This window comes from Bacillus sp. SIMBA_008 (genome assembly GCF_046535495.1).
Lineage (GTDB): Bacteria > Bacillota > Bacilli > Bacillales > Bacillaceae > Bacillus > Bacillus subtilis.
In genome coordinates this window covers 1-246 of the sequence record NZ_JAWRWL010001023.1, presented here as the reverse complement: position 1 = coordinate 246, position 246 = coordinate 1, and the positions used below count along the sequence as shown (strand labels likewise).

At 62.2% G+C, this 246-nt stretch carries 1 pseudogene; it reads left to right on the top strand.

The window, feature by feature from the left end:
* Nucleotides 1-246, top strand: a pseudogene (locus tag SB658_RS26510) (hypothetical protein); the annotation flags it as partial.

Sequence of the window (246 nt, the reverse complement as noted above, 5' to 3'; positions counted from 1 at the left end):
CGGGCCGGTTTTGCTTCTACTTTGGGCTCACCCTGAACACCGCCTTCACCGCCTTCTTCTTTGCGGCTCGCCTGAACATCAGTGTCGAGGAGATCGCAGGCATTCTCGCCACTCTGAGCCTGGTCGGCATCGCGGCCACGACCATCGGTGCAATCGGTGGAGGTTTCCTCTCCGACAAGCTGCGCCGCCGTCGACTCTTCGTTCTCCTGGCATCCGTGATCTTCGCCGCGGGCGTCGTGACGGAAG